21 protein-coding genes are annotated in these 24,578 nt (G+C 73.3%); 11 read left to right on the forward strand and 10 right to left on the reverse strand.

Annotation, left to right across the window (positions count from 1 at the left end; genetic code table 11):
* The first annotated feature begins 50 nt into the window (after positions 1 to 50).
* The 5 genes from ABZ898_RS15655 to ABZ898_RS15675 all read left to right on the forward strand — a co-directional run bounded on the left by ABZ898_RS15655 (position 51) and on the right by ABZ898_RS15675 (position 7,333).
* Entirely contained in the window at positions 51 to 1,166 is a 1,116-nt protein-coding gene (locus ABZ898_RS15655) for an ATP-binding protein (protein ID WP_361658068.1), read from the forward strand.
* 163 nt (positions 1,167 to 1,329) lie between these two features.
* Positions 1,330 to 2,451: a phenylalanine--tRNA ligase subunit alpha gene (gene pheS / locus ABZ898_RS15660; protein WP_361658071.1), complete on the forward strand. Its 1,122-nt coding sequence runs from the start codon at positions 1,330 to 1,332 to the stop codon at positions 2,449 to 2,451.
* Positions 2,451 to 4,964, forward strand: coding sequence for a phenylalanine--tRNA ligase subunit beta (pheT, locus tag ABZ898_RS15665; protein ID WP_361658073.1), 2,514 nt, complete (start codon positions 2,451 to 2,453; stop codon positions 4,962 to 4,964). The genes pheS and pheT overlap by 1 nt, the downstream gene beginning before the upstream one ends.
* A gap of 392 nt (positions 4,965 to 5,356) precedes the next feature.
* Positions 5,357 to 6,697: a transcriptional regulator gene (locus tag ABZ898_RS15670; protein WP_361658076.1), complete on the forward strand. Its 1,341-nt coding sequence runs from the start codon at positions 5,357 to 5,359 to the stop codon at positions 6,695 to 6,697.
* Between the two features lie 96 nt (positions 6,698 to 6,793).
* A complete protein-coding gene (locus ABZ898_RS15675; RefSeq protein WP_086691947.1) occupies positions 6,794 to 7,333 on the forward strand; it encodes an NUDIX hydrolase in 540 nt (179 codons plus the stop codon).
* Here ABZ898_RS15675 and ABZ898_RS15680 read toward each other — a convergent pair.
* From ABZ898_RS15680 to ABZ898_RS15690, 3 genes are all read right to left on the reverse strand, one after another.
* Positions 7,327 to 7,584, reverse strand: a complete 258-nt coding sequence (locus tag ABZ898_RS15680) for a hypothetical protein (RefSeq protein ID WP_361658079.1) — start codon at positions 7,582 to 7,584, stop codon at positions 7,327 to 7,329. The genes ABZ898_RS15675 and ABZ898_RS15680 overlap by 7 nt on opposite strands.
* Before the next feature lie 178 nt (positions 7,585 to 7,762).
* Complete coding sequence (locus ABZ898_RS15685) at positions 7,763 to 10,459, reverse strand: tetratricopeptide repeat protein (protein ID WP_361658082.1); 2,697 nt, start codon at positions 10,457 to 10,459, stop codon at positions 7,763 to 7,765.
* Between the two features lie 154 nt (positions 10,460 to 10,613).
* Complete coding sequence (locus tag ABZ898_RS15690; RefSeq protein WP_361658085.1) at positions 10,614 to 11,486, reverse strand: 3-hydroxybutyryl-CoA dehydrogenase; 873 nt, start codon at positions 11,484 to 11,486, stop codon at positions 10,614 to 10,616.
* A 169-nt stretch (positions 11,487 to 11,655) separates the two neighbouring features.
* Here ABZ898_RS15690 and ABZ898_RS15695 point away from each other — a divergent pair, with 169 nt between their 5' ends.
* Positions 11,656 to 12,912, forward strand: coding sequence for a family 10 glycosylhydrolase (locus tag ABZ898_RS15695; protein WP_361658088.1), 1,257 nt, complete (start codon positions 11,656 to 11,658; stop codon positions 12,910 to 12,912).
* 10 nt (positions 12,913 to 12,922) lie between these two features.
* Here ABZ898_RS15695 and ABZ898_RS15700 read toward each other — a convergent pair whose 3' ends face one another.
* Positions 12,923 to 13,120, reverse strand: coding sequence for a DUF1918 domain-containing protein (locus tag ABZ898_RS15700; protein WP_361658091.1), 198 nt, complete (start codon positions 13,118 to 13,120; stop codon positions 12,923 to 12,925).
* Between the two features lie 20 nt (positions 13,121 to 13,140).
* Positions 13,141 to 14,052, reverse strand: a complete 912-nt coding sequence (locus ABZ898_RS15705) for a DMT family transporter (RefSeq protein ID WP_361658093.1) — start codon at positions 14,050 to 14,052, stop codon at positions 13,141 to 13,143.
* Here ABZ898_RS15705 and ABZ898_RS15710 point away from each other — a divergent pair.
* Positions 14,051 to 15,484 (forward strand): PLP-dependent aminotransferase family protein, encoded by a 1,434-nt coding sequence (locus tag ABZ898_RS15710; protein WP_361658096.1) that lies wholly within the window; start codon positions 14,051 to 14,053, stop codon positions 15,482 to 15,484. The genes ABZ898_RS15705 and ABZ898_RS15710 overlap by 2 nt on opposite strands.
* A gap of 133 nt (positions 15,485 to 15,617) precedes the next feature.
* Positions 15,618 to 16,211, forward strand: coding sequence for a histidine phosphatase family protein (locus ABZ898_RS15715; RefSeq protein WP_361658099.1), 594 nt, complete (start codon positions 15,618 to 15,620; stop codon positions 16,209 to 16,211).
* Here ABZ898_RS15715 and ABZ898_RS15720 read toward each other — a convergent pair.
* Together ABZ898_RS15720 and ABZ898_RS15725 are read right to left on the reverse strand one after the other, a co-directional pair.
* Positions 16,193 to 16,663, reverse strand: a complete 471-nt coding sequence (locus tag ABZ898_RS15720; protein WP_361658102.1) for a DUF6314 family protein — start codon at positions 16,661 to 16,663, stop codon at positions 16,193 to 16,195. The genes ABZ898_RS15715 and ABZ898_RS15720 overlap by 19 nt on opposite strands.
* A 32-nt stretch (positions 16,664 to 16,695) precedes the next feature.
* The gene (locus tag ABZ898_RS15725; RefSeq protein ID WP_361658104.1) at positions 16,696 to 17,562 is read right to left on the reverse strand and encodes an AraC family transcriptional regulator; all 867 of its coding nucleotides are present in this window, start codon (positions 17,560 to 17,562) and stop codon (positions 16,696 to 16,698) included.
* 338 nt (positions 17,563 to 17,900) lie between these two features.
* Between ABZ898_RS15725 and rox the strand changes: the two genes are divergently transcribed.
* The gene (rox, locus tag ABZ898_RS15730) at positions 17,901 to 19,376 is read left to right on the forward strand and encodes a rifampin monooxygenase (protein WP_361658106.1); all 1,476 of its coding nucleotides are present in this window, start codon (positions 17,901 to 17,903) and stop codon (positions 19,374 to 19,376) included.
* Here the strand turns inward: rox and ABZ898_RS15735 are convergent.
* Positions 19,327 to 21,222: a GMC oxidoreductase gene (locus ABZ898_RS15735; protein ID WP_361658108.1), complete on the reverse strand. Its 1,896-nt coding sequence runs from the start codon at positions 21,220 to 21,222 to the stop codon at positions 19,327 to 19,329. The two genes, rox and ABZ898_RS15735, sit on opposite strands and share 50 nt — an antisense overlap.
* 132 nt (positions 21,223 to 21,354) lie before the next feature.
* Between ABZ898_RS15735 and hchA the strand changes: the two genes are divergently transcribed.
* Entirely contained in the window at positions 21,355 to 22,230 is an 876-nt protein-coding gene (gene hchA / locus ABZ898_RS15740) for a glyoxalase III HchA (protein WP_361658111.1), read from the forward strand.
* Positions 22,231 to 22,235: 5 nt separating this feature from the next.
* On the opposite strand, the gene ABZ898_RS15745 is transcribed toward hchA, so the two are convergent.
* Both ABZ898_RS15745 and ABZ898_RS15750 read right to left on the reverse strand, forming a co-directional pair.
* On the reverse strand, positions 22,236 to 22,988 hold the full coding sequence (locus ABZ898_RS15745; RefSeq protein ID WP_361658114.1) for a VOC family protein: 753 nt from the start codon (positions 22,986 to 22,988) through the stop codon (positions 22,236 to 22,238).
* Positions 22,989 to 23,013: 25 nt separating this feature from the next.
* Positions 23,014 to 23,484 (reverse strand): hypothetical protein, encoded by a 471-nt coding sequence (locus tag ABZ898_RS15750; protein ID WP_361658117.1) that lies wholly within the window; start codon positions 23,482 to 23,484, stop codon positions 23,014 to 23,016.
* Positions 23,485 to 23,554: 70 nt separating this feature from the next.
* On the opposite strand from ABZ898_RS15750, the gene ABZ898_RS15755 reads away from it, so the two are divergent.
* Positions 23,555 to 24,520, forward strand: a complete 966-nt coding sequence (locus ABZ898_RS15755; RefSeq protein ID WP_361658120.1) for a WYL domain-containing protein — start codon at positions 23,555 to 23,557, stop codon at positions 24,518 to 24,520.
* The last annotated feature ends 58 nt before the right edge of the window (positions 24,521 to 24,578 follow it).

Genomic DNA, 24,578 nt, shown 5'->3' on the forward strand with positions numbered 1-24,578 from the left:
TAGGGTGACCCACTCGGGGCCCTGCACAGGCCGAGAGGTGGGGTACGGGGATGAGTGTGGTCGGTACCGGCACCGTGCCGGACGGGCACGAGGTGCGCGCCCTCCCTGCTGACGCGATCGACCCCGACCAGCTTCCCGACGGCCTCGTCGTCGCCGACGAGCACGGCCGTGTCGTGCGTTTCAACGCCGCCGCCGCCCGGATCACCGCCGTCAGCCCGGCCGACGCCCTCGGCCGGCCGCTGGAGAAGGCGCTGCCGCTGGAGGACCTGGAGGGCCGGCGGTGGTGGCAGGTGACCGACCCCTACGGCGGCCTCGCCATCCGTGTCCGCCAGCCCGAGCGGAACCTGCTGCTGCCCGGCGGCCGTGAGGTCCTGGTCGCCGCCCGCTACGTCCGCGACGAACCCCTCGGCCCCCTGCGCCGGCTCGTCGTCACCCTGCGGGACACCGAGGCCCGCCGCCGCACCGAGCGCAGCCACGCCGAGCTGATCGCCACCGTCGCCCACGAACTGCGCTCCCCGCTCACCTCCGTCAAGGGCTTCACCGCCACCCTGCTGGCCAAGTGGGAGCGGTTCACCGACGAGCAGAAGCGGCTGATGCTGGAGACCGTCGACGCCGACGCCGACCGCGTCACCCGGCTCATCGCCGAACTCCTCGACATCTCCCGTATCGACAGCGGCCGTCTGGAGGTGCGCCGCCAGCCCGTTGACATAGCGGCCGCCGTCGGCCGTCACATCCAGGCCCATGTCGCCGCCGGCCAGCCCGCCGACCGGTTCCTGCTCCGCGTCGAGCACCCGCTGCCCGCCCTGTGGGCCGACCCCGACAAGGTCGACCAGGTGCTCAGCAACCTGCTGGAAAACGCGGTGCGCCACGGCGCCGGAACTGTCACCATCGACGTCACGCCCGCGCCCTCCCCGCGCGAGGGCGAGGAGACAGGCACGTCGGTCACGGTGAGCGACGAGGGGGCCGGCATCCCGGAGGAGTCCATGAACCGCGTCTTCACCCGCTTCTGGCGGGGCAGCAAGCGCGGCGGCACCGGCCTCGGGCTCTACATCGTCAAGGGCATCGTCGAAGCCCACGGCGGCACCATCACCGTCGGCCGCGCCCCCGGCGGCGGCGCGCGGTTCCGATTTACGTTGCCCGTGAGCGTGCCGGCCTACCTGGCCTGAGCCGCCCGCGGGCCATTCACCCAGCCCGTCCCCGTTAGACTCGGCCCCTGGCACCTTTGTGTCCCACGCCTGGCCCGCCGAGACCGTCCGGGCGGTGACGGGACCACCAGTCAGGGGGCACCTCCCAGCGGTAGCTGGGGGACAATCGGAAGCACGGGAAGAGATGTCGGCACCGAATAAGTCGTACGACCCTGTCGAGGTCGAGACGTTGAAACCGGAAGAGATCGAGCGTATGCGGGACGAGGCGCTCGCCGCCTTCGGTGCCGCGGACTCCCTCGACGCGCTCCACGAGGCCAAGGTCGCCCACACCGGACCGGCCTCCCCGCTGTCCCTCGCCAACCGCGAGATCGGCGCCCTGCCCCCGCACGCCAAGGCCGACGCCGGCAAGCGCGTCGGCATGGCCCGCGGCGCGGTCAACAAGGCGCTGGCCGCCCGCCAGAGCGAGCTGGAGGCGGAGCGCGACGCGCGGGTGCTGGTCGAGGAGGACGTCGACGTCACCCTGCCGTACGACCGCGTCCCCGCCGGTGCCCGCCACCCGCTGACCACGCTGTCGGAGCGCATCGAGGACGTCTTCGTCGCCATGGGCTACGAGGTCGCCGAGGGCCCCGAGGTGGAGGCCGAGTGGTTCAACTTCGACGCCCTCAACATCGGCCCCGACCACCCCGCGCGCGGCGAGGCCGACACCTTCTTCGTGCGCGGTGAGAAGGGCGGCACCGAGTCCGGTGTCGTGCTGCGCACCCACACCTCGCCCGTGCAGATCCGCTCCCTGCTGGACCGCGAGCCGCCGGTCTACGTGATCTGCCCCGGCCGCGTGTACCGCACGGACGAGCTGGACGCCACGCACACCCCGGTCTTCCACCAGGTCGAGCTGCTCGCCATCGACGAGGGCCTGACCATGGCCGACCTCAAGGGCACCCTGGACCACATGGTCCAGTCGCTGTTCGGCGAGGGCATGAAGACCCGGCTGCGGCCCAACTTCTTCCCCTTCACCGAGCCGTCCGCCGAGATGGACATGGTGTGCTACGTCTGCCGCGGCGAGTCCGTCGGCAACCCCGACCGGCCCTGCCGCACCTGCTCCAGCGAAGGCTGGATCGAGCTGGGCGGCTGCGGCATGGTCAACCCGCGGGTGCTCGTCGCCTGCGGCGTCGACCCGGAGAAGTACAGCGGCTTCGCCTTCGGGTTCGGCATCGAGCGGATGCTGATGTTCCGCCACAACGTCGAAGACATGCGAGACATGGTCGAGGGTGACATCCGTTTCACCCGGCCGTTCGGGATGGAGATCTGATGCGGGTCCCGCTTTCTTGGCTGCGGGAGTACGTCGACCTGCCGGCGACCGAAACCGGCCGTGACGTCCAGGCCAAGCTCATCTCGGCGGGCCTCGAGGTCGAGACCGTCGAGCAGCTCGGCGCCGACCTCAAGGGTCCCCTGGTCGTCGGCCAGGTGCTGACCATCGAGGAGCTGGAGGGCTTCAAGAAGCCGATCCGCTTCTGCACCGTCGACGTCGGCCGGGCCAACGGCACCGGCGAGCCCCAGGAGATCGTCTGCGGCGCCCGCAACTTCGCCGTCGGCGACAAGGTCGTCGTGGTCCTGCCCGGCGCCGTCCTGCCCGGCGACTTCGCCATCGCCGCGCGCAAGACGTACGGCAGGACCTCCCACGGCATGATCTGCTCCGGCGACGAGCTGGGCATGGGCGACGACGGCACGGGCGGCATCATCGTGCTGCCGCCGGAGACCGAGGTCGGCAAGGACGCCATCGAGCTGCTGGAGCTGGTCGACGAGGTCCTGGACATCGCCGTCACCGCCAACCGCGGCGACTGCCTGTCCATCCGCGGCGTCGCCCGCGAGACCGCCATCGCCTACGGCCTGCCGCTGCGCGACCCGGCGCTCATCGACGTCCCCGCGCCCAACGCCTACGGCTACCCGGTCAAGGTCTCCGACCCGATGGGCTGCGACCGCTTCACCGCGCGCACCGTCACGGGCCTGAGCCCCGAGGCACGCTCCCCGATCTGGCTGCGCCGCCGGCTGCAGAAGGTCGGCATGCGCCCGGTCTCGCTGGCCGTCGACGTCACCAACTACGTGATGACGGAGCTGGGCCAGCCCCTGCACGCCTACGACCGTGCCTCGGTCCAGGGCGCCATCGGGGTCCGCCGCGCCGAGGAGGGCGAGAAGCTGCGCACCCTCGACGGGGTCGAGCGCACGCTGCACGCCGAGGACCTCGTCATCACCGACGAGCGCGGCGCCATCGGCCTGGCCGGTGTCATGGGCGGCGCGAACACGGAGATCGCCGACCACGACGACACCGAGCGCTCCACCTCCGAGGTCGTCGTCGAGGCCGCCCACTTCAACGCGGTCTCCGTCGCGCGGACGGCCCGCCGTCACAAGCTGTCCTCCGAGGCGTCCCGGCGCTTCGAGCGGGGCGTGGACCCCGAGGCCGCCGCCGCTGCCGCGCAGCGCACGGTGGACCTGCTGGTCCTGCTCGCGGGCGGCACCGCCGAGGCCGGCGTCACGGAGATCATCGCGCCGTTCGCGCCGCGCACGATCACCATCCCGGCCGATCACCCGGACAAGGTCGCGGGCGTCTCCTACGGCCGCGAGACCGTCGTACGCCGCCTCCAGGAGATCGGCTGCGACGTGTACGGGCAGGACGAGCTGATCGTCACCGTCCCGTCCTGGCGGCCCGACCTCGCCGAGGCCAACGACCTGGCGGAGGAGGTCATCCGCCTGGAGGGCTACGAGAACCTGCCCTCCACGCTGCCCAGGCCCACCTCCGGCCGCGGCCTGACCCACCGCCAGCGGCTGCACCGCCGCACCGGCCGCGCCCTGGCCGGGGCGGGCTACGTCGAGGCGCCGAACTACCCGTTCGTCGCCGAGCAGGTCTTCGACCAGCTCGCGCTGGACGCCGACGACCCGGCCCGCCGTGTCGTCCGGCTGTCCAACCCGCTCAGCGACGAGGAGCCCGCGCTCCGCACCACGCTGCTGCCCGGCCTGCTGGGCGCCCTGCGCCGCAACGACGGCCGGGGTTCGCACGACCTGGCGCTCTTCGAGACCGGTCTGGTCTTCCACCCGCGTGCGGCCGCCGCCGTCGCCGGGCACCTGCCCGTCGACCGCCGGCCCACCGCCGAGGAGATCGCCGGTCTGGACGCCGCGCTGCCCGAGCAGCCGCGCCACGCGGCCGTCGTCCTCACCGGCGCCCGCGAGCAGGCCGGCTGGTGGGGCAAGGGCCGCCCGGCCGACTGGGCGGACGCCGTCGAGGCCGCGCGCACCGTCGCCCGCGAGGCGGGCGCCGAGCTGATCGTGCGCAAGGCCCAGTACGGCCCCTGGCACCCCGGCCGCTGTGCCGAGCTGGTGGTCGTCGAGGACGGCGCCGAGCGCGTCGTCGGCCACGCGGGCGAACTGCACCCGCGCGTGGTCAAGGCCCTCGGCCTGCCCGAGCGCACCTGCGCGATGGAGGTCGACCTGGACGCCCTGGAGCGGGCCGGCGACGACACCCCGCAGGCGCCCGGCATCTCGGCCTTCCCCGTCGCCACGCAGGACGTCGCGCTGGTCGTCGACCGGCCGGTGCCCGCCGCTGACGTCGAGGCCGCGCTGCGCGAGGGCGCGGGCGAACTGCTGGAGTCCATCCGGCTGTTCGACGTCTACGAGAACCCGGAGCAGCTCGGCGAGGGCCGCAAGTCGCTCGCGTACGCGCTGCGCTTCCGGGCCGCCGACCGCACGCTCACCGTGGACGAGGCGTCCGCCGCGCGCGACGCCGCCGTCGCCCTGGCGAACGAGCGCACGGGCGCGGAGCTGCGCGGCTGACCCCGCGGCGTAGAAGGCACCGGCCGGTCACGGACTCGATCCGTGGCCGGCCGGTGCCGTTTCCGGCGCCCTCCGGGCCGGGTGCCCGGCTGCCGCCGCGCGAACGCGGGCCGGCGGGCCAGGGGGCCGTACCGGCGACGCGGTACCGGTTCCGCGCGGCGGTGTCGTGCGGGGCTCCGCCCGACACCCGGGGGGTGCCCGTCCGGACCGCCGCCTTGTGAGGGGGAGCGGGCGGTCCGGCCCGCCTCGTGCGAGGCGGGCCACCCAGTGAAGCGGGCCCGGCCCCGCGGCCGGCAGTGCGCGCGGGACGCGGATGCGCGTACTCCGTTCACACCCCGTGTGAACCCGGTGGCACTACGCTTACGGTCACCACGCCACTCGGGGGGCCACTGATGCAGCCCAACACCCTGCTCGACGCGATCCTGGACGAGGCGGGCATCTCGCACGCCGGGCTCGCCGCCCACGTCAACCAGGCCGGCCGCCGCCGCGGCCTCGCGCTCAGATACGAACACACCGCCGTGGCGCGGTGGCTGAAGGGGCAGCGGCCCCGCGGGCAGGTGCCCGACCTGATCTGCGAGGTGCTCGCGGGACGGTTACGGCGCCCGGTCACGCTGGACGACATCGGTCTCGGCGTACCGGGTGAACCGGCCACCGCGCACGCCGGCTCGCTCTCCGGCTTCGTGGAGCGGGCCACCGCGCTGTGGCGTTCCGACGAACAGCAGCGCCCGCACGTGCTGGGCGCCCCCGCGGTCACCGGTACGCCCGCGGTGATGCCGGTGTGGGAGTGGGAGAACCCGCCCGAGGACGTGGACGTCTCGCGCGGCGGGCAGCAACGGGTCACCGAGGCGGACATCGGCACGCTGCGGGCGGCCCGCGCGCACTACGAGCAGATGTACCGCAAGGCCGGCGGGGTGGCGACCCGCACCCGCATCGTCGGCTTCCTCAACGCCGAGGCGGCGCCCCTGCTGCGCGGCAGCTACCCCGACGACACCGGCCGCCAACTGCACCGCGCCACGGGCGGGCTGGTGGCCATCGCGGGCATCTGCGCCTACGACTCCGACGCGCACGGGCTGGCCCAGCGCTACTTCCACCAGGCGCTGCGGCTGGCGAAGGCGAGCGGGGACCGGGGGCTCGGCGCGTACGTGATAGCGCTGCTGGTCAACCAGTCGCTGTTCATGCGGGAGTACCGGCAGGCGGTCGCCTTCGCGGAGGCCGCGCTGCGCACGGCCGGCCGCCACATCACCCCGGCGCTCGCCTCCGACCTGTACGCGATGCAGGCCAAGGCGTACGCGCACCTCGGCGACGGGGGCGGGGCGCTGTCCTGCATCCGGCGGGCGGAGACGGCGGCCGGGCAGATCCGGCCGGGGAGCGAACCCGACGAGACGGGGTACGTCCAGCCCGGTCTGGTGAACGTCCAGGTGGCGGAGGCGCTGCTGAGTCTCGGGGAGCTGTCGGCGGCGCGGGAGCACGCGGCGGCCGCCGTGGACAACCCGGCGCACGACCGGGGGCGCGTGCACCGGCTGGCGATGCTCAGCACGATCGAGCTGCGGCAGGGCAACGCGGACAAGGCGGTGGCGACCGCGGTGCTGATGGCCGAGCAGGCGCGCGGCATGGAGTCCCAGCGGCTGCGCGACCGTCTGCGGGCGGTGCGCGAGTACCTGGTGCGCTGCGGCTCGGCCGGGACCGCGGACGCGGCGGAACTGATCGACGGGGCGCTGCGCGTACCGCTGTGACGCGGCGGGGCGCACGGGGCGCGCGCGGGCGCCCTGTAGGCCGGGAAGAGTCCCTGCTGCGATATTGCCACTACTTCGGCGGAAGGTGGCAGAACCGTGCAGTGGACGAAACAGAACGAACAAACTGTGTACGCGAACCGCTGGTTCAGCGTCAATCTGGCGGATGTCGAGCTGCCCAACGGCTCACATCTCGACCACTTCCTGATCCGGCTGCGGCCGGTCGCCGTCGCCACGGTCGTCAACGAGGCCAACGAGGTCCTGCTGCTGTGGCGGCACCGCTTCATCACCGACAGCTGGGGCTGGGAGCTGGCCGCGGGGGTCGTGGAGGACGGCGAGGACATCATGACCGCGGCCGCGCGCGAACTGGAGGAGGAGACCGGCTGGCGGCCGGGGCCTCTGCACCACCTGATGAGTGTGGAGCCGTCCAACGGCCTCACCGACGCCCGGCACCACGTCTACTGGTCCGACCAGGGTGAGTACACCGGCCATCCCGTGGACGACTTCGAGTCGGACCGCCGTGAGTGGGTCCCGCTCAAACTCGTCCCCGACATGATCGCCCGTGGGGAGGTCCCGGCCGCCAACATGGCGGCCGCGTTACTCCTGCTGCACCATCTCCGGCTCGCCGACGGTCAGTGAGCCAGCGCCTGCCAGACGGCGACGGCGAGCGCCCCCAGCGCGGTGAGCGCGGCGACCGAGGTCAGTGGCCAGCGGGCGTGTTCGAGGGACTTCACCCGGGTGTTCAGCTCGTCCAGCTCCTTGGCGGTCTCCTCGGTACGGTGACTGAGCAGTGCCAGCCCGCCTTCGACGCGCGCGTAGGCGACGTCGAGGCGGCGGCGTAACTCGGCCAGTTCTCCGTGAACCACGGCTTGCTCCGGTTCGACGGTCACGGGTCCACTCCTTGTCGTGGTCGGACGGGACGACTCCGCATCCCTTGCATGCGCATGCTGAGTCAACCGCCCCGCCGGCCCCGGGGGGAGCGTGTGCGAACGGCATATGCGGGCCCGCGCCACACACGGAGTGTGAACCACAGGGACCCGGCACCTTTCGGCGCCGGGTCGCTGTGCGTCAGTCCTCGTCCGGCACCGCTCGCGCGCCGTCGCGCCCCCGCATCCGCACGAAGACGGGGTTGGCCGCCGCGATGTCCGCCCGCAGGCGTTCGGCCTCCTCGTCCCGCCCCTCGGCACACAGGGTGAGCACCACGTCGTGGGTCACGGCCGCCACGTTCCACGCGTAGTCCCCCGACCGGTAGACCTCGAGGGCGGCCTCGAAGTCGGCGTGCGCCTCGGTGAAACGGCCCAGCTCCCGGTACGCGACCGCGCGCAGATGGAGCGCCATCGCCCTGGCGTACGCGTCACCCGCGCGACCGGTCACCCCGACGGCGTGGCTCAGGGGTTCCAAGGCCTCCCCGGGCCTGCCCTCCCGCAGACGCAGCCAGCCCACATCACGCTGGGTGTGGGCGAACCACATCTCGTCGCCGACCCGCCGGAAGACGCCGAGCGCCCGCTCGGCCGCGGCGGCGGCTCCGGCCAGGTCTCCCATACCCGCGAGGACCCGGATCCGGGCGTTGACGACCCGGCCGACCCAGTGCTGTTCGCCCATGGGCCCGAAGAGTTCCTCCGCCCTGCGGTAACGGTCGAGGGCCTCCTCCCGGCGCCCGAGGAGCCGGTAGATCTTGCCCAGGGCGTAGAGGCACGCCCCTTCCCACCGGCGGTCGTTCAGCACCCGGAAGTCGTGGACGGCCGCTTCCAGCAGGGGCGCCGCCTCCTCCGGCCGGCGCAGATATCCGAGTGTCTCGGCCAGGGTCCGCCGCAGCCGGGCCTGCGCCCGGCGGTCGCCCGCCTCCTGAGCCAGCCGCAGCGCCTGCCGCTGGCTCTGTTCGGCGAGTTCCGGCCTGCCCCGCCATCGCTGGAACTCGCCGAGCTTCTCCAGCGAGTTGAGGACGTGCCAGGAGTCACCGGCGGCCAGCAGCCCGTCCGCCGCCGTGCTCATGTGCCGCAGCGCCTCGCGGTAGTCGCTCTTGGCCGCGTGGGCACGGGCCACGACCATCTCGTCCCGGGCCCGGTGCACCGGCTCCGCCGGGCCGCCGCCCTCCGTGCCGTCGGCCAGCAGCGTCAGGGCCGTGTCGGGCGCGCCCTCGGTGAGCGCCACCGCCGCGCGGGCGCGACGCAGGCTGCCCAGGACCCTGGGCCGGGTCTCCGGCGGAGCGCCGAACAGCCAGTCCGCTGAGCCGGCGGGCAGAGTGATGTCGTCGAGGAAGTACGACAGGGCCTCCCCGATCTCGGCCGACTCGGTGTCCATGCCCAGGCTGCGGCCCCGGCCGATGGCCCACAGCAGCCGCTCCTGCTCGCCCGCCACCCAGGAGGCGGCCGGCAGCCGGTCCAGGTCGTCGACCCGTTCCGGCGGGACCTCCGCCGCCAGCTCCGGGGCCCGTCGGGCGGCCAGGTGGACCACGGCGTCCCGGAAGGCTCGCACCTGACGGGCCTCCAGTGCTCGCCGCTCGTCCGGCGGTAACTCCTCGGACCGCTCAGCGGCGTAGACCCGGATGAGGTCGTGGAAGTGATAGCCGCCGTCCGCGCTGTCGTCACCACGGGCTTCCATGAGGCTGACCTCGATCAACTCGTCACAGGCCGCGACCGCCGCGTCCCGGCTCCCCGTGACGGCGGCGAAGTGCCAGTCGCTGAGCCGGCCCGCGGGCAGCGACGCGACCAGTCCGCACGCGGCGCGGGTGGATTCCCCCAGTTCCCGGTAGGTGAAGGCCAGGCACGCGGCCAGGCTCTTGTCGTCGTGCACCAGCTCCCGCAGCCGGTGCCGCTCGTCCTCCAGGCGGGCCTGCATCCGGGCCAGGCTCAGATCCGGGCGCTGGCTGAGTTTGGAGCCCACGATGCGCAACGCCAGGGGCAGGCGCCCGCAGAACCGGGTGATCTGCAGGGCCACGGCCGGGTCGGCGGCGACGCGGTCCTGGCCCGCGTAGTGCGCGAGGACGCCCAGCGCGTCGTCCTCGTCCGGGAGGACGACCTGCACGGGAGGACGCGTGGCCTCCGCGGACAGCGCCCTGCGGCTGGTGATCAGCACCGCGCACCCGGCGCCCACCGGGAGCAGCGGCCGGACCTGCTCGGTGCTGTGCGCGTTGTCGAGGACGATCAGCAGCCGCCGGTCGTTGGTCAGTGAGCGCAGCAGCGCGGCCCGGTCGGCGACGCCGGCCGGGATGTCCTCGGGCGCGACCTCGAGCCGTCGCAGGAGCTGCTCCAGAGCCTCGGCGCCGGTGCGCGGTTCGTCCCCGTCGCCCCGCAGTTCGAGGTAGAGCCGGCCGTCGGGGTACTCGTCCCGCACCCGGTGGGCCGCGTTGAGGGCGAGGGCCGTCTTGCCGGACCCCGGAGCCCCGTGGATGACGATGATCCTCGACTGGCCGTGCGCGGGATCGGGGCTCAGCGAGCCGCCGGGCGATGCCGGGACGTCCCGGAGGACGGCGAGCAGCCCGTCGAGCAGGACCTCCCGCCCCACCCAGGGAGCGGTCCGGGGCAGCTCGTGGCGCGGGGCGGTCCGGGGTGCCGCGGGGGTGAGCGGTTCCGGCTGGGGGCGGGCCGAGTGGTACCAGGCCAGGCCGCCCACCAGCACCGCCGCCCCGCCGCACACGGCCACGGCCGTCGGCCCGTCGAAGAGGTCGAAGATGATGTCGCCGGTCATGCTCAGCGCGGCGACGCTGCCGCCGATCGCACCGGCGGCCCAGTAGGGCGCCCGGCGTGAACCGACCTGCTCCGTCATGGAATTCCCCCGTGAAGTCGGCGCGGAGAGTGCCGATGATGACACGAGCGCGCGCACGAGGACAGCGCGTTCACCGCCATCCGTGCCGGGACGGCGAGCGTCTCGGCGCGGCGGCGGGGCGGTCCTGCCGACGAGGGGTCTTCCGGTCAGATCGTCAGTACGAGTAGAACCCCGACCCCGACTTCCGTCCCAGGCGGCCGGCCTCGACCATGCGCTGGAGGAGCGGGGGAGCGGCGTACAGGGGCTCCTTGTACTCGGCGTACATCGAGTTGGCGATCGAGACGATCGTGTCCAGGCCGATGAGGTCGGAGAGCTTCAGGGGGCCCATCGGGTGGGCGCAGCCCATCTCCATGCCGTTGTCGATGTCCTCGCGGCTGGCGATGCCGGACTCGAACATGCGGATCGCGGAGAGGAGGTACGGCACCAGCAGGGCGTTGACGACGAAGCCGGAGCGGTCCTGGGCGCGGATCGCGTGCTTGCCGAGGGCCTTCTCGGCGAAGATCTGCGCGCGGCTGAGCGTGCCCTCGGAGGTGGTCAGGGCCGGAATCAGCTCGACCAGGTTCTGCACCGGGGCCGGGTTGAAGAAGTGGATGCCGATGACGTGGTCCGGCCGCGAGGTGGCGACCGCCAGCTTCACCAGGGGGATGGAGGAGGTGTTGGAGGCCAGGATCGCGTCCGGGCGGGTCACCACCTGGTCGAGCACCTGGAAGATCTCCGTCTTCACCTGCTCGTTCTCCACCACGGCCTCGATCACCAGGTCGCGGTCGGCGAACTCGCCCAGGTCGGTGGTGAAGCTCAGCCGCGCCAGGGCCGCGTCCCGCTCCTCCTCGCTGATCTTGCCGCGTTCCGCCGCCTTGGCCAGGGAGTTGTGCAGCCGGGTCCGGCCGTACTCCAGGGCGTCGCCCGTGGTCTCGGCGACCATCACGTCCAGTCCCGCGCGTGCGCACACCTCGGCGATGCCCGCGCCCATCTGGCCGCAGCCCACGACTCCGACGCGCGAGATGTCTCCGGCTCGGAAGTCCGTCACATCGTCCCCTTCGCTGGTTCTCCGGCTCGTGCAGGGCGTCCGGTTTCGGTGCCTGCTCCGATCGTGCACGTTACCGCCAAGTATCGATGATCGATCGACGGGGTAGGAAAATGCCGCACCCCGGGGACGATCCGTCACGGGGTGGACTCGGAGCGTGTGGGAGGTAGCGATGACGGTACGCGCGGTCTCCGGAGGGCCTGGACGGGCGGCGGCCCTCTCGCGGCGGTCGCTCGCCCTGGGGACGCTGGCCGCCCTGGCGACGGCCGGGGCCGGCCCCGCCTACGCCTCCGGGCGGCGGCACCGGGAGATGCGCGGGGTGTGGCTGGCCACCGTCGCGGGCCGGGACTGGCCCTCGCGGCCCGGGCTCCCGGCCGAGGAACAGCGCGCCGAGCTGATCGCCCACCTCGACCGCGCCGCGGACCGCCGGCTGAACACCGTGATCTTCCAGGTGCGCCCCACCGCCGACGCCCTGTGGCCCTCCCCGTACGAGCCCTGGTCCCAGTACCTCACCGGCACTCAGGGCCAGGACCCCGGCTGGGACCCGCTGGGTACCGCCGTCCGCGAGGCCCACGCGCGCGGTCTCCAACTGCACGCCTGGTTCAACCCGTACCGCATCGCCAACCACACCGACCCCACCCGCCTCACCCCGGACCACCCGGCCCGGCGGCACCCGGAGTGGGTCGTGCCCTACGGCGGCAAGCTGTACTACAACCCCGGCCTGCCCGAGGTCCGGCGCTTCGTCCGCCGGGCCATGCTGGACGCGGTCGCCCGCTACCCCGTGGACGCCGTCCACTTCGACGACTACTTCTACCCGTACCCGGTGGCCGGACAGACCTTCGACGACGACGCGGCGTACGACGCCCACGGCGGCGGCTTCCCCGACCGGGCCTCCTGGCGGCGCGACAACATCGACCGGCTGGTGCGGGAGGTCGCGGCGGGCATCCGGCGGGTGCGGCCCGGCACTCGCTTCGGGATCAGCCCCTTCGGCGTCTGGCGCAACGCCGCCACCGATCCCCGCGGCTCCGACACCCAGGCGGGCGTGCAGACGTACGACGACCTGTACGCGGACACCCGCAGATGGGTCCGCGAGCACTGGATCGACTACGTCGTCCCGCAGCTCTACTGGAACATCGGCTTCCCGGCCGCCGACTACGCCCGGCTGCTGGAGTGGTGGGCCGGGCAGGCGGCGGGCACCCGCACGAAGCTGTACGTCGGGGAGGCGCTGTACAAGGCGGGCGCGGCGGGGCAGCCCGCCGCCTGGCAGGACCCCGCCGAGCTGTCCCGGCATCTCACCCTGGCCGCCGGACACCCTCAGGTGCGCGGACATGTCTTCTTCGCCGCCCAGGACGTCGCCCGTGATCCGCTGGGCGCCATGGCGAAGGTCGTCGCCGACCACTACCCGTGGCCGGCGAGACCCCCGCGCTGACCCCGTTCGGCTATCTCGTCTCGTCCTCGTGGTGGCGGACCTGGCAGTCCGGGCCGGGCGACATGATGGCCTCGTGCCCGTCCTCGAAGCGGACGCGGTAGGGCGGTTCGCCCTCCTCGCCGATCACTTCGACCACTTCGGTGACCTGATCGTGTTGGCCGACCACTCTTCCGTGCTGGACAAGGTGGTCGCCCTTGGACGCGCGCATCTTCCAGGCCCTCCTCACGGTCACGACCGTTGGGTGACGGCGATGCACACGAGCACGGCGAGCGCGGTCAGCGGTGCCGCCGCGGTGACGTGCTCGCCCAGTAGCAGTGCCGACCACACCAGTGTGAGCAGCGGCTGAGCCAACTGCAACTGGCTGGCCCGGGGGATGCCGACGGCCGCCATGCCCCGGTACCACAGCAGCAGCCCGAGGAACTGCGAGCCCACGGCGACCCACAGCACCCCGGCCACGCCGTGCGCGGTGAGCCGCACCGGCTCGTGGCCCAGCGCCAGCGCGCTGCCGAGCGCGCTCAGCGGCAGGCACAGCACCAGCGCCCAGCCGATGACCTGCCAGCCCGGCATGGCACGGGCCAGCCGGCCGCCCTCGGTGTACCCGGCCGCGCACACCAGCAGCGCCGCGAAGAGGTAGGCGTCCGCCCTGTTCAGCGCGCCGCCGCTCTGCGCGACGGTGAACGCGACCACGGCGGCCGCGCCCGCCAGCGCGGCCGCCCAGAAGCGGCGCGAGGGGCGTGCGCCGGTCCGCAGGGCGGACATGGCGGCGGTGGTCAGCGGGAGCAGACCCACCACGACGGCAGCGTGCGCGGTGGTGGAGGTCTGCAGGGCGAGCGTGGTCAGCAGCGGGAAGCCCAGCACCGTCCCGGCCCCCACCACCGCCAGCCCCGGCAGATGGCGGGCCGCGGGCAGGGGAACCCGCAGGAACAGCAGGCAGGCGCCCGCGACCAGGGCAGCCAGCACGCCCCGGACCGACGTGAGCGACCAGGGGCCGAAGCTCTCCAGGCCCCAGGCGGTGGCGGGGAAGGTCAGGGAGAAGGCGACGACACCGAGCGCCGCCTGGCCGCTGCCCAGGAGAAGGGGCTCGCGGGGGGTGGTGACCGTTATCGCGGCCGGTTCGGTAGCGCTACTCTGTGCTCTCATGGACGAGCGTAGCAGTGTGCGTGGACTGGCGGAGCAGCTGCGCCGGGAGCTGGACCGCTACTCGGTCGGTGGAAAGCTCCCGTCGAGCCGTGCTCTGGTCGAGAGGTTCCGCGTCAGTCCGGTGACCGTCTCGCGGGCCCTGGCCCAGCTCGCCGCCGAGGGGCTCGTCGTCACCCGCCCCGGCGCGGGCGCCTTCCGGGCGTCGCCGCGCCCCGCCGCCCCGGCGGCCGGGGACACCTCCTGGCAGGAGGTCGCGCTGAGCGCCGACGCCGCCGGTGAGGTCGTACCCCGGACCGTGGACGCCTCCGGAGTCATGGTCTCGCTGCCCGCGCCGCCGCCCGGCGTGCTGGAGCTGAGCGGCGGCTACCCGCACCCCGGTCTCCAGCCCGAGCAGGCGATGGCCGCCGCGCTCGCCCGCGCCGGACGGCGCCCCGGCGCCTGGGGGAGGCCGCCGCTGGAGGGGCTGCCGGAACTGCGCGAGTGGTTCGCGCGCGGCATCGGCGGCTCCGTCACGGCCGCCGAGGTGCTGGTCGCGGCGGGCGGACAGTCCGCGCTGGCCACCGCCCTGCGCGCGCTCGCCCCGCCCGGCGCGCCGGTCCTGGTGGAGTCGCCCACCTACCCCGGCATGCTGGACCTGGCCCGCGCGGCCGGACTCCGCCCCGTACCGGTACCGGTCGACCCCGACGGCGTACGCCCCGACCTGCTGGCCGACGCCTTCCGGGCCACCGGCGCCCGGGTCTTCGTCTGCCAGCCCCTGTTCCAGAACCCGACCGGCGCCGTCCTCGCCCCCGAACGCCGCGCCGAGGTGCTGCGCATCGCCCGCGCCTCGGGCGCCTTCGTGATCGAGGACGACTACGTACGCCGTCTCGCGCACGCCGACGCGCCCCCGCTGCCCCGCCCCCTCGCGGCGGACGACCCCGACGGCGTCGTCGTGCACGTCGGCTCGCTCACCAAGGCCACCTCACCCAGCTTCCGGGTGAGCGCGCTGGCCGCGCGCGGGCCGGTGCTGGAACGCCTGCGCGCCATCCAGGTCGTCGACAGCTTCTTCGTGCCCCGGCCGCTCCAGGAGGCGGCGCTCGAACTCGTGGGCTCTCCGGCATGGCCCCGCCATCTGCGCTCGCTGTCGGCCGAGCTGGCGACGCGGCGCGAGGCGATGACCGGGGCGCTCGCTCTGCGTCTGCCCGAACTCGCCCTGCCGCACATCCCGTTCGGCGGCTTCCACCTCTGGCTCCGCCTGCCCGAGGGGGTCCCGGAGGCGGCCCTCACCGCGGCCGCCCTGCGCGCGGGCATCTCCATCACCCCCGGACGCGCCTACTTCAGCGCCGAACCCCCGGCGGCCCACATCCGGCTGAGCTTCGCCGCGGTGGCGGGCACGGCGGAGATCGCGGAGGGGGTGCGGCGACTGCGCACGGCGTGGGACGAAGTGCGCTGAAGCCACGGGAGTCACGGGAGCCGCTCACGGAACAGGGGTGCCGGGACGGCCCGGACGACGCTTTTTGGTCACCGTCGGTGAAGCGGGGGCGATCGCTCTTGACCGGCATCCGTCCGGGGCTCACCATCACCGCATGCCACTTCGGGTGACGTTCGTGGCCGCGGCGCACGGTTCCCCGTCGCAGGCGGAGCGGTTCCAGGACGACCGGCCGCTGGACCAGGCAGGCTGGGACGAGGTGCAGCGCGTGGTGGGGTACCTGCTGCCGCTGGCCGCGGCCGAGTTGCGCTACTGCTCCCCGACCCTGCGCAGCCGCGCCACCGGCGACGCTCTCGGCTACGCCCCGCTCTCCCAACTCGCCCTGCGCGAATGCGACATGGGGCGGTGGCGGGGGCTGACCGTGGCCGAGGCGATGGCCCGTGAGCCGCAGGCGGTGGACGCCTGGCTCGCCGACCCGAGGGCCAGCCCGCACGGCGGCGAGTCGATGCTCTCCTTCATCTCACGTGTCGGCGGCTGGCTCGACACCCGGCCCGGGGACGACCACGCCCGTATCGTCGCCGTCGCCGAGCCGTCCGTGATCCGCGCGGCCCTCGTCTACGCCCTCCAGGCGCCCCCGGCCGCCTTCTGGAGCATCGACGTACGCCCCCTGTCCACGATCACGGTGGCGGGCCGGGCGGGCCGCTGGACCCTGCGTCTGGAGGCGGTGTCCCCTCAGCCCTCGCGCACGTAGTCCGTGGTGAGCACCAGATCCTTGCGCGGCCCGCCGACCCGCCACACCGAACGCCAGTGACCGGCGCCGGAGACGGTGAACTCGCCCCGGTAGAAGTCGGCCGCGCAGGGGTGCCCGGCGACATGCCGCCCGGCGCGCAGGTCCAGGTCGTGGAAGGGCCGCCCGTCCGCGAACCGCACCTCCGCCGTGCCCGGCTCCGCCCCCGGCAGGAAACGCAGCGTGCGCGTCGCGGGCCGCGTCACCCCCTGCCAGGTGAACTCCCCGGCCTCCTCGTGCAGCAGCCCCCGAGCGCCGTCCGGCAGCGGCCCGAAGGCCGTGTGCCCCTCGAAGTACCCCTCGTCGGCGCCCGCGAGGTCCCGCACGGTCCGGGTGACCCGCCAACGCCCGGCGAGGAACCCGAGCGCGTCGGCCACCGGCCACCACTCGCCGTCCGTCACCCCGCCCGCGTCCATGCTCCGAGCTTACGGGCCGCCCTCCGGGCCGGTCACCGCGCGGTCCCCTCCACCGGCAGCCACAGCTCCGCCTCCCCTTCGGTCCCGTCCCCGGCCGGCCGGACCCGCAGGATCTCCGGGCCGGGGCGGCTCGCGTACGGGTTGGACGGGAACCACTGGGTGAACACGTCCCGCCACAGGGTCTGCACGGCCTGCGGCATCGGCCCGTCGGCGGTGAACACCGCCCAGGTACCGGCCGGGACGCGCAGCCCGGTCATGCCCTCGGGTACGGGGGAGGAGGTGATCACGGCCTGGTAGTAGTCGAGTTCGGTGCCCTCGGCCCGGCTCGGGTCGAGGTCGTCGCAGACCGCGACCACACCCTCCGGCTCCTGGTCCGACAGCTTCGCCAGCCCGTCCAGGCGCTCCCGGCCGATCCCGCGGACGAACTCGATGATCGCCTCGTTCGGCCCGGCGTGCACCAGGGGCACCCTGGCCTTGTAACCGACCACGCCGAACGCCTGCTTCCGCTCGATCCGGTGTCGCATGTCGCTGTTCCCTTCGACGACGAGGCGGAAGGACATCCGGGGCTGTGAGCTGAGCGTGGCACCGGCCCGCCGCGCCTGGCCCGGGCCGACGCCGTGCATCGCGCGGAACGCCCTGGCGAACGCCTCGCCCGAGCCGTAGCCGTGGCGCACCGCGATGTCGAGCAGCGTGTCCCGGCCCGCGACCACCTCCGCGGCAGCCAGCGTGAGCCGCCTGCGCCGGACGTACTCCGACAGCGGCATCCCGGCGAGCGCGGAGAACATCCGCCGCAGGTGGTACACCGAGGTGCCCGCGATCCGCGCCAGCTCCTCCGGGTCGATGTCGCCGTCGAGTCGCCGCTCGATGTGCTCCATCGCGTGGTTGAGCCGCTCCAGCACGCCCCGTTCCTTCCTCTTGACACCGGGAACGCTAGGCGCGAGGAGGAGCCCGGCACCCGACAATCCGTGCCCGATTCTGTCGGGTGGCGAGCGGTCCGGGTCGCGGTCGGAGCCCCGGAAGACCCTGGGAGGCCCCGGGAAAGCCCCGGAAAACAGCGAAGGCAAGGAGACGACATCTCCCTGCCACTTTCAAGATATAGCGCACAGGGGGCCTTGCGGCAAGGGCCCCGTGGTGACGCAGAATGGGCGGCCGCGGCCGGGAGTGGCGGAAATGGGGCGCTCGCGGAGTATGCCCCGGAGTTCCGGCCGACGGGCGATTTCTCTGATGGGGCGGGTGGATGTTCGATGTGATCGTGGTCGGCGGCGGACCGACCGGGCTGATGCTGGCCGGGGAACTGCGGCTGGCCGGAGTGGGTGTCGTCGTGCTGGAGCGGCTGACCGAACCGACCACCCAGTCCCGGGGCCGCGGACTGCACGCGCGCAGCGTCGAGGTAATGGACCAGCGCGGCCTGCTGGGGAGGTTCCTCGCGGAGAGCGAGAAGTTCCAGGCCGGCGGCCTCTTCGGCGGCATCGTCAAGCCCTGGCCGGACGGCCTGGACACCGCGCACCCGTACGGCCTCGCCACCCCGCAGGCCGTCACCGAGCGGCTGCTCGACGCGTGGGCCCGTGAACTGGGCGCCGAGATCCGGCGCGGCCGGGAAGTGGTCGCGCTGACCCAGGACGAGGACGGCGTGAGCGTCGGACTCGCGGACGGCACCGGGCTCCGCGCCCGCTACGTCGTCGGCTGCGACGGCGGCCGCAGTACGGTCCGCGGGCTGACCGGCGTCGGATTCCCCGGCGAGCCCGCGAAGGTGGAGACGCTCCTCGGGGACATGGAGGCCACCGAGGACCCCGCCCGGATCGCCGCCGTCGTGGAGGAGGTCCGCAGGACCCAGCTGAGGTTCGGCCTCTCGCCCGACGTGGACGGCCAGAAGGGGGTGTACCGCGTCATCGTGCCCGCCGACGGCGTGTCCGAGGACCGGTCGGCCCCGCCCACCCTCGCGGAGTTCCGTACGCGCCTGCGGGCGGTCGCCGGCACCGACTTCGGCGTGCACTCGCCGCGCTGGCTGTCCCGCTTCGGCGACGCCGTCCGGCAGGCCGAGCGCTACCGCGCCGGCCGTGTCCTGCTGGCCGGGGACGCGGCCCACATTCACCCGCCGACCGGCGGCCAGGGACTCAACCTCGGTGTGCAGGACGCCTTCAACCTCGGCTGGAAGCTGGCCGCCGAGGTGCGCGGCTGGGCGCCGGAGGGCCTGCTCGACAGCTACCACGCCGAGCGCCACCCGGTCGGTGCCCGCGTGCTCGGGACCACCCGGGCCGGGATGACCCTCCTGGGTACCGACCCCGGCGCCACCGCCCTGCGCGAACTCTTCTCCCGTCTCATGGACTTCGAGGAGGTCAACCGCCATATCACCGGCATGATCACCGCCGTCGACATCCGCTACGACCTCGGCGAGGGCCACGAACTCCTCGGCCGCCGGCTGCGGGACGTACGGCTGAGGTCGGGACGCCTCTACGACCGCACGCACAGCGCCCGCGGACTGCTCCTCGACCAGACCGGCCGGCTCTCCGTGGACGGCTGGGCGGACCGCGTCGACCATGTCGTCGACGTCAGCGAGGAACTCGACGTGCCCGCCGTCCTGCTGCGTCCCGACGGACATGTCGCTTGGGCGGGCGACAGCCAGGAGGAACTGCTCGCCCACCTGCCCAGGTGGTTCGGCGAGGTCACGCCGCCGGGTACTCCGCGAGCAGCGCCTCACTCGCCTTCTCGCTGACCAGATAGACCGCGGAGGCGATGAACAGGCCGGGGATGTCGGGGAACACCGACGCGTCCACCACACGCAGTCCCCGCACCCCGCGCACCCGGAAGTCGCCGTCCAGCACCGCCAGATCGTCGTCCCCGGCGCCGATCCTGGCGGTGCCGCACGCGTGATGCCCCCAGGACTGGGTCCGCGCCCACTCCTTGAGCTGGTCGTCGGTACGCACCCCGGGCCCCGGGACCAGTTCCCGCCGCACCCCCGCCTGACCCGCGTTGGCGACGACGTCACGGGCGATCCGCAACCCGTCGACCAGACCGTCCAGGTCCTCCTCCCAGCCGGGCGTGCCCTCGGAGAAGTAGCGGAACCTGATCTCCGGCGGCTCGGTGGGGTCGGTCGAGCGCAGGGTCACCGAACCGCCCCGGTTCCTGGTGTGGCCCTTGAGCACGACCACACCGAGCCGGTCACGGCCCTCGGTGGCCTCCTCGGCGTAGCCGGGGTAGTAGCCGTGGAAGTCGAGGGGCATCGCCAGCAGCATGAGGTCGGAGTCCCCGTCGGAGACGCTCGACCTGGCGATGAGCGCGGCCAGTTGGCCGTTGGTCGCGTACGGGCCGGCGCGGTCGGTGTCCCACTCGGTGATCAGCTCGTCCTGTTCCTCGTCCGGCAGGGGGACGTTCAGCGACGAGCCCTCGAACAGGGGGTAGTCCTCGTCCAGTTCGGCGACCACCGACGCCTCGTACCGGTCGTGCAGATTGCGCCCCACGCCGGGCGCGTCCACCCGCACCGGGATGCCGAGCCGTTGTAGTTCCTCGAGGGGGCCGATGCCGGAGAGCATGAGCAGCTGCGGGGTGTTGTAGGTGCCGCCGGCCAGGACGACCTCCTTCGTCGCGTACGCCGTCCCCTCGGCGACCGCGGCCTCGTCCCCGTCCGGCTCCTCCATCGCGCCGGGCTCGCCGGGACGGAGCCGGCAGGTGCCGTCCGGTGAGGCGCCGTAGGCACGCCGCTGGTCCCGGTAGGCGACACCCACCGCGCGGTCGCCGTCGAAGAGCACCCGGGTTACCAGGGTGTTCGTCCTGATCGTCAGAAGGTCCCCGACCCGGTGGCGCACGTCGAGCAGCCGCTCCCGGGTGCCGTTGCGGGCGCCCTGGTCGACCGAGGCCGGGATGAAGGCCATGCCCTCGAAGTCCGGCGGGGTGTCCGCCGCGTTCGGGTCGCGGGGGAGGGGCACGTCGTCGGGGATGCCGAAGCGGTCGCGGGCGGTCCGTTCGACGGCGCCGATGATGTCGAGGAACCTGGGCTCGCGCGGGGCCAGGGGAGGCGCGGCCCTGGTCGTGCCGAGCCAGCCCCGCGTTCCGTGCCGGGCCTTGGCGTCCCGCTCGGCCGGGGTCTCGCCGGGCAGCGGCTCGGCGTCCTGGCCCTGCCAGTTCTCCAGGCGCCGGAAGCGCTCGCGCATCGCCTCGGCGCTCCAGCCCGCGTCACCGGTCAGCTCGACGAGCCGCTGCCACTCCCGGCCCTGCGGGAACAGCATGATCAGGGCGTTGACCGTCGTACTGCCGCCCAGCGAGCTGCCGCGCGGGTAGAGCACGCCGTCCTCGGCGCCGGTGAACTTGAGGTCCTCGCGCTGGGTCGCCGCGTCGTCCCAGTGGCGCACGAAGAAGTTCCACGCCATGTCGGGGTCCTCGCTGGCGAAGCCCTGCATGATCGGGATCGAGTAGTACCGGCAGTCGTGCTCGTCGCCCGCCTCCAGCACCAGCACACGGTGCCCGGCCAGCGCGAGGTTCGCCGCCAGCGGGCCGCCGCCGGCACCCGAACCGACGACGACGAAGTCGAATTCCTGCGTGGTCCCTGGTGGCTGCTGAGGCATGCGATCTCCTCCCCGCGCGCTCCTCACGGCCACTGTGCACCCGTGGGACGGAGCATGCCACCCGCGTCCCGCCCGGTCGCGCCGTGCGCGGGTCCGGGCGGGTGCCTACGTTGGAGAGAAGGAGGTTTTCCCATGTCTGAACCCGACCTGAGCAAGGACCCGGCTCCGGACCCGGCCGAGGACGACGCGTTCTTCCCGTCCCCGTACTCGCTGAGCAAGTACACGTCCCCGACGACGAACTTCGACGGCGTGCGGCACAAGAACGACTACACCGGCGGACGGTGGAAGGTGCTGATGATCGGCACCGACGAGCGGTATCTCCTCACCGAGGACGGCAAGTTCTTCTCCACCGGCAACCATCCGGTCGAGATGCTGCTCCCGCTGCACCACATGATGGAGGCGGGCTTCGACGTCGACGTGGCCACCCTCAGCGGCAACCCCGTGAAGCTGGAACTGTGGGCCCTGCCGGAGGAGGACACGGCCGTCATGGAGACCTACGAGGCGCTCAAGCCCAAGCTGAAGGAGCCCCTGAAGCTCTCCGACGTGGTCGCGGACAAGCTCGGCCCGGAGTCCGACTACATCGCCGTCTTCATCCCCGGCGGCCACGGAGCGGTGATCGGGCTCCCCGAGAGCGAGGAGGTGACCGAGACCCTGGACTGGGCGATGGCCAACGACAAGTACGTTGTCACCCTCTGCCACGGCCCGGCCGCGCTGCTCGCCGCCGCCCAGGGCAAGGACGAGTCGCCCTTCGACGGCTACTCCCTGTGCGTCTTCCCCGACGCCCTCGACACCGGCGCCAACCAGGAGATGGGCTATCTCCCGGGCCGGCTGCGCTGGCTGGTCGCCGAACTCCTGGAGCAGCAGGGCGTCACCGTCCTGAACTCCGACATCACCGGCCGGACCCACCAGGACCGCAACCTCCTGACCGGCGACAGCCCGCTCGCCTCCAACGCGCTGGGGCTGCTGTCGGCGGACGTGCTGGTCGAGGCGGCCAACAACATGGAGTGAAACGCTCAGGACGGAGCCAGTACGCAGAACGGATTGCCCTCGGGATCGGTGAGGCACGTCCACGGCACGTCGCCCTGACCGATGTCCAGGCCGGCCGCGCCGAGATCCTTGAGCCTGCCGACCTCGGCGGCCAGGTCGTCGCCGGGCTGGGGGAGCAGGTCGAGGTGGACGCGGCCGGGCTCGGTGCCGGCGAGCGGTGAGCGGAACAGCTCCAGGTAGGGGCCGGTGCCCTCGGCCGAGCGCAGGTGCACGAGGTCGTCGGTCGTCCGGCGCACGGTCCAGCCCAGCGCCTCGCCCCAGAACCGGCCCATTGCGTGCGGGTCCGCGCAGTCCACGACCACGGCGGCCAGCGGCCCCGTGTCCCGGTAGACCTCCCGCGGCTCCAGCACGCAGAACGCGTTGCCCTCGGGATCGGCGAGGACCGTCCACGGCACGTCGCCCTGGCCGATGTCGAGGGGCGCGGCGCCGAGCGCGCGCAGCCGCGCGACCAGCTCCGCCTGGTGGGCGAGGGAGGTGGTGGCGACATCGAGATGCGTACGGTTCTTCGCCGCCGTCCCCGTCCCCGACCCCGCCTCCGGCACCGGAACGACGTCCACCCCGACCGCGACCGGGTCGGGCCAGACGAGACCCCCGGCGGGTCCGACATAGGTCGACGCACCGGCGCCGTAGGCGGTCCACCCCAGCGCCTCGGCCCAGAACCGCCCGACCACCGGGGCGTCGAGCGCCTTGATATTGACGTGCACAGGCCGCAGTCCCATGCCCGCGATCCTAAGCACCGCGCCGTCACGTTCGGCGCGTGAAGTCCATGTGCCAGTTGGTGATCCAGGTCCGGCCCCCGTCGAGGGAGAACGCCTGCTCCCAGTGGGCGCGGTCCGCGCCGATGCCGGACCAGATGAAGCGTGCCCGGACCTTCCGCCCCTCGTGCTCGTCGTCGCCGTGGAAGACACCGGTGCCGTCCGGACCGAAGCGGCCGGTGACGGGCGGGAAGAGGGTGCCGGTGCGCTTGCTCGCCCAGTACAGCGACCACTGGGCGGTCGCCGGGTCGAACAGCCGCAGCGTCAGCCCGGAGGAGCCCAGGGTGGGGAACTCGATCTCGTCGAAGCTCGCGGCGCCGTCGAAGTGCACGGAGGCCCGGGTGACGCCGGGGAACTCCTCCCAGCGGTCGTCGCCCTCGGCGGAGTCCAGGAAGTCCTTGCGCCGGCGGTTGGCGACGTCGTACGTGCCGGTGAAGAACGTGAAGTCGTTGTCCGTCATGCGGCAGACGCTAGAACCGGTCCCCTGACACCCTGTGTCAGGGAAGACGCACCGGCGTAGATTCGCGGCCATGCGCGCCGGCCGACTCCTCTCGCTCCTGCTCCTGCTCCAGAACCGCGGCCGGATGACCGCCGACGAACTGGCGGCGGAGCTGGAGGTGTCCGTGCGCACGGTGTACCGGGACGTGCAGGCGCTCAGCGCGGCGGGCGTCCCGCTCTACGGCGAGGCGGGCCACGCGGGCGGCTACGCCCTGCTGGACGGCTACCGCACCCGGCTGACCGGACTCACGGCGGACGAGGCCCGGACCCTGTTCCTCGCCGGGCTCCCGGGACCGGCGGCCGAGCTGGGGCTGGGCCCCGTACTGGCCGCCGCCGAGCTGAAACTGGAGGCCGCGCTGCCCGCCGGGCTACGGGATCAGAGCCGCCGCATCCGCGAGTGCTTCCACCTCGACGCACCGGGCTGGTACCGGGAGGCCGACGAGGTGCCGCACCTTCCGGCGGTGGCGGCGGCGGTGTGGGAGCGCCGTGCCGTCCGGGTCCGCTACCGCCGCTGGCACGCCCCGCAGGAGGTGGAACGGCGACTGGAGCCGTACGGGATCGTGCTCAAGGCCGGGCGCTGGTACACCGTCGCCCGTACCGGCGACGCCCTGCGCACCTACCGGATCGGGCAGATCCTCGCCCTCGACACACTGGACGAGACGTTCGACCCCCCGGCCGGCTTCGACCTGGCCCGCCACTGGCGGGCCCACTCGGCGAGTCTCCAGGAGCGTCTGTGGCAGGGCGAGGCGGAGATCCTGATCACCCCGGCCGGCATCGCCCGCCTCCGCGACTTCGCGCCGGGCGCGGTGCTCGACGCCGTCACCCGCGCCGCAGCGGAGCCCGACGGCCGTCACCGCGCCGTCATCCCCATCGAGAACCTGGCCCACGCCGAGTCGGAACTGCTCCGCCTGGGCCCGGAGGTGGAGATCCTCGCACCCCCGGAACTCCGCTCCCGCATCGCGGAGTCGGTCCGGGCGATGGCGGCGCTGTACGTCTGAGTACTCCCTCTCGCACACCTGATTGCATAAAACTGCGGAGCTACGTATAGTCATGCCC

The organism is Streptomyces sp. NPDC046860, from assembly GCF_040645115.1.
GTDB lineage: Bacteria > Actinomycetota > Actinomycetes > Streptomycetales > Streptomycetaceae > Streptomyces.

What these genes read in the sequence shown, in the direction of transcription:
- rox (WP_361658106.1), top strand. Translation starts at nt 17,901, where the DNA reads ATGTTCGATGTGATCGTGGTCGGCGGCGGACCGACCGGGCTGATGCTG.
- ABZ898_RS15745 (WP_361658114.1), bottom strand. Translation starts at nt 22,988, where the DNA reads ATGGGACTGCGGCCTGTGCACGTCAATATCAAGGCGCTCGACGCCCCG.
- pheT (WP_361658073.1), top strand. Translation starts at nt 2,451, where the DNA reads ATGCGGGTCCCGCTTTCTTGGCTGCGGGAGTACGTCGACCTGCCGGCG.
- ABZ898_RS15700 (WP_361658091.1), bottom strand. Translation starts at nt 13,120, where the DNA reads ATGCGCGCGTCCAAGGGCGACCACCTTGTCCAGCACGGAAGAGTGGTC.
- ABZ898_RS15710 (WP_361658096.1), top strand. Translation starts at nt 14,051, where the DNA reads ATGGACGAGCGTAGCAGTGTGCGTGGACTGGCGGAGCAGCTGCGCCGG.
- ABZ898_RS15655 (WP_361658068.1), top strand. Translation starts at nt 51, where the DNA reads ATGAGTGTGGTCGGTACCGGCACCGTGCCGGACGGGCACGAGGTGCGC.
- pheS (WP_361658071.1), top strand. Translation starts at nt 1,330, where the DNA reads ATGTCGGCACCGAATAAGTCGTACGACCCTGTCGAGGTCGAGACGTTG.
- ABZ898_RS15685 (WP_361658082.1), bottom strand. Translation starts at nt 10,459, where the DNA reads ATGACGGAGCAGGTCGGTTCACGCCGGGCGCCCTACTGGGCCGCCGGT.
- ABZ898_RS15735 (WP_361658108.1), bottom strand. Translation starts at nt 21,222, where the DNA reads ATGCCTCAGCAGCCACCAGGGACCACGCAGGAATTCGACTTCGTCGTC.
- hchA (WP_361658111.1), top strand. Translation starts at nt 21,355, where the DNA reads ATGTCTGAACCCGACCTGAGCAAGGACCCGGCTCCGGACCCGGCCGAG.
- ABZ898_RS15720 (WP_361658102.1), bottom strand. Translation starts at nt 16,663, where the DNA reads ATGGACGCGGGCGGGGTGACGGACGGCGAGTGGTGGCCGGTGGCCGAC.
- ABZ898_RS15705 (WP_361658093.1), bottom strand. Translation starts at nt 14,052, where the DNA reads ATGAGAGCACAGAGTAGCGCTACCGAACCGGCCGCGATAACGGTCACC.
- ABZ898_RS15715 (WP_361658099.1), top strand. Translation starts at nt 15,618, where the DNA reads ATGCCACTTCGGGTGACGTTCGTGGCCGCGGCGCACGGTTCCCCGTCG.
- ABZ898_RS15670 (WP_361658076.1), top strand. Translation starts at nt 5,357, where the DNA reads ATGCAGCCCAACACCCTGCTCGACGCGATCCTGGACGAGGCGGGCATC.
- ABZ898_RS15755 (WP_361658120.1), top strand. Translation starts at nt 23,555, where the DNA reads ATGCGCGCCGGCCGACTCCTCTCGCTCCTGCTCCTGCTCCAGAACCGC.
- ABZ898_RS15695 (WP_361658088.1), top strand. Translation starts at nt 11,656, where the DNA reads ATGACGGTACGCGCGGTCTCCGGAGGGCCTGGACGGGCGGCGGCCCTC.
- ABZ898_RS15750 (WP_361658117.1), bottom strand. Translation starts at nt 23,484, where the DNA reads ATGACGGACAACGACTTCACGTTCTTCACCGGCACGTACGACGTCGCC.